The sequence below is a fragment of the Streptomyces sp. NPDC051940 genome, assembly GCF_040680895.1.
Classification (GTDB): Bacteria; Actinomycetota; Actinomycetes; order Streptomycetales; family Streptomycetaceae; genus Streptomyces.
In genome coordinates this window covers 62080-71632 of record NZ_JBFAXR010000030.1, presented here as the reverse complement: position 1 = coordinate 71632, position 9553 = coordinate 62080, and the positions used below count along the sequence as shown (strand labels likewise).

The following is a 9553-nucleotide window of genomic DNA, read 5'->3' as shown; positions in this document are numbered from 1 at the left end:
CCCACGACCCCTTGACCCCCAGTCAAGTGCGCTACCAAACTGCGCCACGTCCCGGTGCTCATCCGACCTGGGGTTTCCCCCGAGCCGAGCGCGCAGGAGAACAATACCGCACCCCGGGGGGTGCTTCGCAAAGCCGATTACGGGCGCGGCGCGCTGCGCGATCACCGCCGGTGAAGCCGGGGGGACCATCCGTGACAGCGCCAAGCCACCCCCCGCCCGGCCCCGCGCCCCCTACCGTGGACCCATGGGCGGGGACGCGGACCACGACATCGACGACATCGTCGTCCTGATCCAGCACCCCTTCGGCGACCTGAAGGTCCCCCTGCGCACCTGGATCGACCTCGGCCCCGGCCCCCGCCCCCTGCTCCGCCCGACGAAGGCGTGGTCGCACGCGACGGGGCGGGAGCTGCCCCTGACGGTCGTCCCCCTGCGCTACCGCAACACCTACGCCGCTCGCCGGGCGATCCGCGAAGGGCGGCTGGCGAACCCCTGGCCGGACCGCTGGCGCCTGCCCACGCAGGAGGAGGACGACCGGCTGCGCGCGATGCGCGGGGGAGCGGGCGAGCCGGACGACGTGTAGGAACGCGTCAGGCCACCAGCAGGCGCAGCCCCAGCTCGGCCGCGTCGAGATCGACGAGGTCGCGGTTGCGCTCGGCCCAGCGGCCCGAGGAGAGGTCCTCGGCGAGCCCTGCCACCGCCCGCCGCTCGGCGTCCGGCCCGACCCGGGTCCAGATCGACACCGCGCGGCGTACGTGCTCCTCCAGATACGCCTCGGGCCGGCGCCAGAACGCCTCGAAGAAGCCGTCGGCGCAGTCCCACGGGATGAGCACCGGCTCGATGCGGGCCCCGATCGAACGGGCCAGCTCGTCCACCAGGGGACGGCCGACGACGAGGTCGCCGACCTCGGGCAGGTAGTCGCGGGTGAGCCAGAACCGGTGCAGCCAGCCGGCGTCGCTGGAGTCGTGCGTGAACACCACCACGCGGCGGGCCACCCGCCGCAGCTCGCGCAGCCCGGCGATCGGGTCCTGCCAGTGGTGGACGGTGCTGAAGGCCATCGCGGCGTCGAAGGACTGGTCCTCGAAGGGGAGGGCCTCCGCGCTGGCGGCCACGCAGCGCGCCGCCCCAGCGGGACGCTGCGCGCGCATGATCGCCGACGGTTCCACCGCGGTCACGTCGCGGTCGGGCGGTTCGTAGTTGCCGGTGCCGGCGCCGACGTTCAGCACCGTCCGCGCGTCCCCGAGCGCCTCCCAGACCTTCGCGGCGATCCGTGGCTCGGTGTGCCGTGTCGCCGGGTACGCGGACCCGATCGCTTCGTACAACTGTGCTCCGAACACTCTCAGTTGCTCCTCTGATGTCGTCCTGATCCCCATGGACCGTGCCTTCAGCTCCCTGTCTATGGCCGACACCGTGGCGGCGGCGCGGTCGCGCTGCTCCAGCAGCAGACCGCGCAGCCGGCGCAGGTGCGCGACCGCGTCGGTGGCCGGGTCGTCGACCAGGTCCGCGATCTCGCGCAGCCCGAAGCCGAGCCGCCGGTAGGCGAGCACCTCCGTCAGCCGCTCGACGTCGTCCGCCGAGTAGGCCCGGTACCCGGCGGCGGTGCGCGCCGACGGGTGCACGAGGCCGATCTCGTCGTAGTGGTGCAGCGTGCGGACGCTGACGCCGGCCAGCTCGGCCACCCGTCCCACAGTCAGGAGTTCTTCCACGCCCCCGACCATGCGGCATGACGCCACGTGAGGGTCAAGCACCGTTCCAATTAAGTGAGCAGGAGTGAGCCTTGGGCCCATTCCTGGTCACTGCGGACATCCCGAACGGTTTTGGATGTCCGACTGGTCTCCCGCGTTCCGTGTGGTGTCCCCGTTCGGGCGCGTGCATCGTGTGCACGTTCCGTGACGGGTGGGCGGGTTTCCTTACGCCCTCGGATGCCACGATCGGCCTGGACGGTCCGATGCCCACGACGATCACTCCGGTCGTCGTGGGGCGGTGCCGTCCGTCGCCGGATCGGGTATCCGAGAGCGCGTCGCCCGATCGCGATGCCGGCGGCATCGTGACGGGACATGGCGCGGCGGGGCGTCTGCATCGGCCGGTGCCAGTGCTCCCTGCCCCACATGGAGGTGTAGGCCGGGTCCACGGCCACGATGGACAGGCCCGTCTCGGCGGCCATGGAGAGGAGTCGGGCCTTGAGTTTCCCGGTGGGGATGCCGGAGATAAGCTGCCTGAACCGCTTCCTGCGGCCGTGTTTCTCGCGGGTCTTCTCGGCGGTGAAGTCCAGGTCCTCGATGCCGATCGCCGCCACGCCGCACTGCTTCGCCCAGTGCAGCAGGCGGGTGATGGCGTGCCGGATCTGCGCGTCACGATGAGCGGCGGTGCCGGACAGGTCGTAGAAGAAGCGGCGCGGGTCGCCGACCGGGTTGCCATGGATGTCCAGCCGGTAGGCGGCGAAGTGGTCGGCGTTCGTGTCCACGCCGACCATGCCCTGGGCGCGGGCCGTCTCCAGCGAGACCGTCTGGACCACTGGCCGCTGCCACGAGGCGGTGAGGTACCAACGGCCCCGCTCCACATCGAGGTGGATGCGGTAGGCCACGGCCCGGTTCGCCTCGATGCGGTCGGCCCACTCCTGGCCCCGATGCCGGAACACGATCTTCGAGGCGAGGACGTACCGTCCGTGCCCGGCGTTCGCCAGGTCCGCGAGGGGCGCGGGCAGTTTGATACTGACTTCGCCGTCGGGGGTGACGCGGATCGTTTCGTTCCCGAACCTCTTCCCCGACTCCCCGTCAGCCGACAGGAACCACCGCTCAGCTTCCCAGCGTTGCCGCCACTCCTGCTCGGTGAGCTGCGCGGCTTGGAGGTTGTGCCGGTTGCCCAGCAGCTTCCGGCCGCCGCGCACGACATGCACGACACCGGCCTCGCGGTCGGCACGCGCCACTTCCAGGCGGTGTTCCAGGACCGCCAGACGACGGGTCTTCTGCAACCACTCGCCCTTGGAGCGGTAGCCGCCCGGAGCACCCTTGGTTCCCATCTCCCCAAGCGGCAGGGACAGGCGGTGCGTCAACGTGCGGACACCGGCCTCAAGGCCCTGGATGTGCGCGAGCTGGCAGCGACGCGACAAGGCCCACTGATCGTGCGTGGCCTTCGTGATACTGCCGGCCCACCGCGAGGACGAGACTGCCGTCAGGCCCTGCTTACGCACCGCCCAGGTGTCGGCCGAGTGCTCCAGACCGTCCCGGCACCTGGCCGCCAGATCTCCGGACGCCAAGCGTCCGAGGTGTGCACCGACCAGGCGCAGCACCTTGTCGTCTTCGGGCGCCAGGTGCTTGAGCCGGTCGCGTACCGCGACTCCGGACGGCCCGAGAGCGACGAACGGCGCATCGATGGTACGGAGCTGCTTCCTTTTCGGCTCAGTCATCGGCGGCAGCCGCCTCAAGAGCCTTGCGTGCCCGGTTCTTCGCCGAGCGACGCCCGTACAGGCGGGCGCAGAACGCGGTCAGCACCTCGACCATGTGCCGCACCAGGTCGTCTTCGACTTCGCCTCGTCGAGAACGACGAGGCGACGCCCACAAGCGGTCCCGTGGCCGGCCTTCGCGGCCCACTGGGCGAGTCGCGCCGTCTGCCGCCGCAGTCCTGCTTCTGATCGTGCGAGGAGGCACGAGCGTACAAACCCACACCACCTGTCACGGAAGGTGAGGAGTTCGCTTCGACATTCGCCAGGATCGTGCGCGGACCCACCCTCTGAGCCGGTACCGGCAGCGTCCCCTCACGGAACCGGCGATACGCGGTCTGCGGATGCACGCCCTGCGTCTTCGCCCACTCCGTCAAATTCACACCCAGACAACGACACTCACTCACACATGGTTACGCTCAGGCATTCGACCCCGATCCCCAGCAGTTGAAAACCCCTCCCGTTGGTCACCACACCAGGCGCAGCTCCACCGGCGACCGGTGGATCGGCGTCGGCCGGGTACGGACCTCCCGGCCGGGGGCGAGCCGCAGGTCCGGCAGCCGCGTCACGAAGGTCTCCAGCGTCAGCCGGAGCTGCTCCCGGGCCAGCTGGTGCCCGGGGCAGCCGTGCACACCGTGGCCGAAGGCGAGACGGCCGGCGGGCGCGCAGGTGATGTCGAAGGTGTCGGGGCGCTCCACCGACCGCTCGTCGCGGTTCGCCGAGCCGAACGCCAGGAACACCGGTGTGCCGGCCGGGAGTTCCGTCCCGGCCAGGGTGAGCGGGCGGGTGGTGATCCGGCGGAATCCCTGCACCACCGCGTCGTACCGGGCCACTTCCTCGATCGCCGCCGGGATCAGGCCGGGCCGCCCGCACAGCAGGTCCCACTGCTCGCGGTGCCGCAGCAGGTGCAGGAACGTCGAGCCGATCAGGGCGCTGGTGGTGAGATGGCCGGCGATCAGCAGGTTCTGCAGCTGGGAGACGATCTCGTTGCGCTGCTCGGGAGTGAGTTCCCCCTCGCCCGGGACGAGCCCGAACACCATCGCGCTGATCAGGTCGTCGCGCCGGTCGCGGCGCCGGGCCCGGGCGTAGGAGTCGAGCAGGTGCTGCATCGCGACGACGTCCTCGGCGGCCCGGATCTGGTCCTCCTCGCCCATGGGCCGGAAGAGGAGCGCCTCGGCGCGGTAGCTGCCGGCCACCGCCGCCGGTACGTCGGCTGGTTCCAGGCCCAGCAGCCGGCCGATGACCTGGCCCGGCAGCCTGCGGGCGTACGCGCCCATCAGCTCGACGGCGCCGTCCCGCGCGAAGGCGGAGAACAGCTCCGCCACGCGCGCCGCGACGAACGGCAGCGCGGCCGTGACGTGCGCGGCCGTCAGCCCGCGGTTGACCGGCGCCCGCAGCCGGCGGTGCGCGTCGCCGTCGGAGGCCACCACGGACGGGTAGCCGCCGAATCCGGTCGCCAGCACGGCCAGGGCGTCCGGACCGGGCATCACGTCCGGCGACAGCGCGTTCGCGGAGGAGAACTCGGCGGGCCAACGGAGCACCTCACGGATGTCCTCGGGTCGCGGTCGGCGTGACCGTTCACCATGATTGCGCCTGCGGTGGGGTACGGGGCGGCATCGGGCAGCTCGCCCGGCGCTCACAGCGGGCCCGGGGCCGGTGGCGCTCACATCGGCGGCGTCACCTCCAGCACCGCCGAGAGCGGCAGCTCGGCCACGCTGCGTCCCGCCCGCACCGTGCGCATCCCGCCCCGGGTGACCCAGGCGTGCGACGCGCCGTCCCAGTTCTGCGCGGCCCGCAGCGGTACCAGCACGCGGGCCTGCGCCTCCTCGCCCGGATCCGCCTCGACCACGGCGAAGCCGGCCAGCGTCAGATCCGGACGCCTCGGATCGTCGCCCAGGGCGGAGAGGTACACCTGCACCGTCTCCCGGCCCCGGCGCGCACCGGTGTTGCGCACGCGCACGGTCACCTCCGCGAGCGGGGCGTAGGGGGCGCGGGCGTCGAAGGCGCGGGGGACGACGCGCAGTTCGTCGTACGACCAGGAGGTGTAGCCGTCGCCCTCACCGAACCAGTACGCGGGGCGCGTGCCGGCCCGGCGCCACGCGCGGTAGCCGACGAACAGGCCCTCCTCGTACGGCAGGGTGCCGTCCGCGCCCGGCTTGACCCGCCACACCGGCGCGTCCTCGTCGGCGGCCGGCCACGTCGTGGTCAGCCGGCCTGTCGGCTCCGCCGCCCCGGTGAGTACGTCGGCGAGCGCCGCGCCGCCCTCCTGGCCCGGGAACCAGGCCAGCAGCAGCGCCGCGACCTCCTCCCGCCACGGCATCAGCACCGGCGCCCCGGCGTTCACCACCACGACCGTACGAGGGTTCGCCGCCGCCACCCGCGAGACCAGCAGGTCCTGCGCGCCGGGCAGGGCGAGGGTGGCGCGGTCGGCGCCCTCGGACTCCGACTCGTCCGTCGTACCCACGAACACGACGGCCACGTCCGCGTCCGCGGCGGCCGCCACCGCCTCGGCGATCTCGTCCTCCGCGGGCCGCACCGGCTCGCGGTGCCCGAGTTCGAAGGCGACCACGGCGAACACCGCGAGCAGCCCCTCCGCCGGCGGCATCCGGTACACGAGGCTGACGTCGACGGGCTCGCCCGCCGCCAGCTCCACCGGCACGACGCGCTGCGGCGGGTTGAGGAAGGCGGCGCCCGGATCGGAGCCCTCCGGCAGGACCGGTCCGTCGAACACCGCGCGTCCGCCCACCGCGAGCCGGAACTCGCCGACGCCGCGGATGGCCAGCTGATGCGTCCCGCCCGCGCCGGGCGTGAACGATCCCCTCAGCTCGACCGAACCCACCCGGGCCGCCGCCACCCCGCCCGGCAGCGCGCCGAGCCAGCGCACCTGCCCCTCCGGCAGCCCCACCTCGTGCAGTACGGCGCCGGACCGGTCGCGCAGCACCGCCCGCAGCGGGAAGGCGGCCGGCGCGATCCGCTCGCGCGGATCCGGCCCGGGTACGTACACCACCTCCCCGTCCACCGCGTCGCGCAGCGCCCGCAGCGGTGTCGTCAGCCGCGTCGGGAACACCTCCGCGCTGCCGCCGCCCCCGATCCGGGGCCGGGCGGCGGCGCGGCCGATGACCGCGATCCGGCCGGGGCGGGTCGGCAGGGGGAGTACGTCGTCGTTGCGCAGCAGGACGAAGGAGCGCGCCGCCAGCTCCCGGGCCAGGGCCTCCCCGTCCACGTCCGGCGGCAGTGCGCCCTCCGCGACCGCCGGCGGGGCGCCGTCCAGCAGGCCGGCCCGGGCCGCCAGCGTCAGCACGCGTCGGGCCATCGACTCGACGACGGCCTCGGTGACCTTGCCGGCCCGTACCGCCTGCGCGAGGCGCGCGCCGAACACCGTGTCCGGGCCCGGCATGGCGATGTCGTTGCCGCCGTTCGCCGCGCCGACCGTGTCGCGGGCGGCGGTCCAGTCCGAGACCAGGAAGCCGTCGAAGCCCCATTCGCCGCGCAGCACCTGGTTGTTGAGCTCGTGGTGCTCGCTCATCGTCGTACCGCCGACGCTGTTGTACGCCGTCATCAGTCCCCACGGGCGGGCGGTGCGCACGATGCGCTCGAAGGGTTCGAGATACAGCTCGCGCAGGGTGGTCCCGTCCACGGTGACGTCGACCGTGTACCGGTCCGTCTCGGAGTCGTTGGCGGTGAAGTGCTTGGGCGTGGTGCCGACACCGCCGTCCTGCACGCCCGCCACCAGCGCCGCCCCGATCACGCCGGTGAGCAGCGGGTCCTCGGCGTACGCCTCGAAGTGGCGGCCGCCGCGCGGGGTGCGGTGCAGGTTCACCGTCGGGGCGAGCACCACGTGCGCGCCCTTGCGGCGCGCCTCCTGCGCCAGCAGCCGTCCCGCCCGGCGGACCAGCTCCGGGTCCCACGAGGCGGCCAGCGCGGTGGGGGAGGGGAGGGCCACCGACGGGTCGTCGGGCGTCCAGTGCTCACCGCGTACGCCGGCGGGCCCGTCGGACATCACCAGCCGCCCCAGGCCGATCGCCTCGTGTGCCGGCAGCGACCACATGTCCGCGCCGCCCAGCAGCGCGCACCGGGCGTCGAGACCGAGCCGCGCGAGGGCCCGCTCGACCGCCTCGGCCCGGACCGCGTCGTCGCCCCTCGCACCCATCGCGCCCACCCCTCACAGCCAGCCGTCGAGCGAGGCGACGAACCCCTCGAAGTCGTCGCGGTGGATCGTGTGGCCCGCGCCGGGCACGGAACGCACCGTGAAACCGCGGGACCGCAACACCTCCGCCTTCTGCGGGGAGATCAGGAAGCTGGGGTCGGCCAGCACCACCAGCGAGGGCACGGCCGGCTCGGCGGGCAGCAGATCCGTGCCGGCGAGCGGGGCCAGCGCCGGTGCGGTGTCGGGGTCCCAGGCGGCGAGCGTCTCCATCTCGATATCGACGTCCACGCTCTCCCAGCGGGGGTTGAACGCCCGGATCTGCGGCCGGGTCAGCTGCTTGGCCTGGACGAAGTCGGACACCTGCGGGCCGTCCGCGCCGAGCGGCAGATGCCATGCGGGGTCGGAGAACACCGCCCTGGCGGGGCGCAGCCGGCGCACGGCGCGTGCGAGCACCAGCCCGCCCAGGGAGTGGCCGACGGCCAGTTCGGGCTCGCCGGGCACGGAGTCCAGGAGGTCCTCGGCGAGGGATTCCACGTCGTACGCGCCGCGCGGGCTGGCCCCGTGTCCGGCCAGGTCCACGCCGACGACGCGATAGCCCCGCTCGGCCAGCAGCGGTCCCAGCCGCCGCCAGGTGCGGTGGTCCGCCATGATCCCGTGGATCAGGACGGCGACACGGTCGCCGGCGCCCCACTCGTAGGTGTTCAGCTTCATGCTGCCGATCGTGCCCTTTCTGGTGGCGCGGGCCGTGCCGGTGGCGATTCGTTTCGGCCTGCCGCGACAGGGCGGGGCGGCCGGAAGTTCACGCTGACGGCGGCGTGCAGAGGTCTGGAAAGATGAAGTGACACGTGTCAACGAAACGGTCGGTAATGTAACTACCACCCGCCGACCGCCGTGCGCCACACCCCGGGCCCGTCTGCGAGGATGGCGGGTGCGATGACGGACCGACCCATTCCCCCCGCTGCGACGAGCTCCGACGTGGCCCGCCTTGCGGGTGTCTCCCGGACCACGGTCAGCTATGTCCTGAACGGCACCGGCTCGGCGCGGATCAGCGCCGCCACGCGCGCCCGCGTGCGGGAGGCGGCGCTGCGGCTCGGTTACGTGCCGCACGCCGCGGCGCGCAGCCTGCGCGCCGGGCGCAACCGCATGGTGCTGATGCCGAGCCCGTCGATCCTGGTGGGACCGCTGCTCGGCGAGTTCTTCCTGCAGCTGCACCAGGGCCTCGCCGGCCTCGGCTACTCCATCGCCGGCCTGGGCGGCCCCGCACCGGCGGACGACACCGACGCCGCACGCGCCTGGGCGGAGCTGCGGCCGGCCGCGGTGTTCTCGCTGGACGGCACCGGATTCAGCCCGGAGGGCGTCGAGTTGCTGCGCCGCTCGGGCGTGGGCGCGCTCGTCACCTTCGCGCCGAGCCCGGTGCCCGGCGTACACACCGTGCTGCACGATCCGACCGAGGTGGGCACGCTGGCGGCCGACCACCTGCTGTCCCGGGGCTGCCGCCGCCTGGGGGTGGTCGTACCCCGGGAGCCGGGCCTGGAGCTGTTCAGCCGCCCCCGTCTGCAGGGCGTGTACGCCACTGCCGCGGCCGCCGGGGCACACGCCGAACGGCTTGATCTCGACTACACCGAGGAGTCCGCCCGGGCCCTCGCCGCACGCTGGCACGAGCTGCGCCTGGACGGCGTCTTCGCGTACAACGACGAGTACGCGATGCTGCTGATGCGGGCGCTGCAGGACGCGGGCGTCGACGTACCGGCGCGGACGGCGCTGATCGGCGCGGACGACCTGCTGCTGGGGCGCCTGCTGCGGCCCCGCCTCAGCACGGTTCGCCTGGTCCTGCCGGACCCGCACGAGCTGGCGGCCCTGATCGACCTGAGCGTGCGGGGCGAAGCCCCGTCGCGGGTGCCGGAGATGGGGCTCATGGTGGTCCGGCGGGAGTCGACATGACCGGCGGCGATGCTCAGCCCCGGATTGAG

Annotated in this window: 7 protein-coding genes and 1 pseudogene; 2 read left to right on the top strand and 6 right to left on the bottom strand. The window is 73.3% G+C overall.

The annotated features are described in order from the left end of the window. Positions 1 to 244 precede the first annotated feature (244 nt). Positions 245 to 580: a hypothetical protein gene (locus AB0M28_RS14890; RefSeq protein ID WP_365403442.1), complete on the top strand. Its 336-nt coding sequence runs from the start codon at positions 245 to 247 to the stop codon at positions 578 to 580. 7 nt (positions 581 to 587) lie between these two features. Here the strand turns inward: AB0M28_RS14890 and AB0M28_RS14885 are convergent, their stop codons facing one another. The 6 genes and pseudogenes from AB0M28_RS14885 to AB0M28_RS14860 form a co-directional block, all read right to left on the bottom strand. After that, positions 588 to 1715 carry a MerR family transcriptional regulator gene (locus AB0M28_RS14885; RefSeq protein ID WP_365403439.1) on the bottom strand — a complete coding sequence of 376 codons (1128 nt, stop codon included), beginning with the start codon at positions 1713 to 1715 and terminating at the stop codon, positions 588 to 590. 38 nt (positions 1716 to 1753) lie between these two features. Next, complete coding sequence (locus AB0M28_RS14880) at positions 1754 to 3403, bottom strand: IS200/IS605 family accessory protein TnpB-related protein (protein ID WP_365403436.1); 1650 nt, start codon at positions 3401 to 3403, stop codon at positions 1754 to 1756. After that, positions 3396 to 3819, bottom strand: a pseudogene (locus tag AB0M28_RS14875) (IS607 family transposase). The gene AB0M28_RS14880 and the pseudogene AB0M28_RS14875 overlap by 8 nt, the downstream one beginning before the upstream one ends. An 84-nt stretch (positions 3820 to 3903) precedes the next feature. Then, positions 3904 to 4977, bottom strand: a complete 1074-nt coding sequence (locus AB0M28_RS14870) for a cytochrome P450 (RefSeq protein ID WP_365403433.1) — start codon at positions 4975 to 4977, stop codon at positions 3904 to 3906. A gap of 122 nt (positions 4978 to 5099) precedes the next feature. Then, positions 5100 to 7586 (bottom strand): glycoside hydrolase family 3 C-terminal domain-containing protein, encoded by a 2487-nt coding sequence (locus tag AB0M28_RS14865; protein ID WP_365403430.1) that lies wholly within the window; start codon positions 7584 to 7586, stop codon positions 5100 to 5102. Positions 7587 to 7598: 12 nt separating this feature from the next. Next, positions 7599 to 8294, bottom strand: coding sequence for an alpha/beta hydrolase (locus AB0M28_RS14860; RefSeq protein ID WP_365403428.1), 696 nt, complete (start codon positions 8292 to 8294; stop codon positions 7599 to 7601). 222 nt (positions 8295 to 8516) lie between these two features. Here AB0M28_RS14860 and AB0M28_RS14855 point away from each other — a divergent pair, with 222 nt between their 5' ends. After that, positions 8517 to 9524 carry a LacI family DNA-binding transcriptional regulator gene (locus AB0M28_RS14855; protein ID WP_365403425.1) on the top strand — a complete coding sequence of 336 codons (1008 nt, stop codon included), beginning with the start codon at positions 8517 to 8519 and terminating at the stop codon, positions 9522 to 9524. The last annotated feature ends 29 nt before the right edge of the window (positions 9525 to 9553 follow it).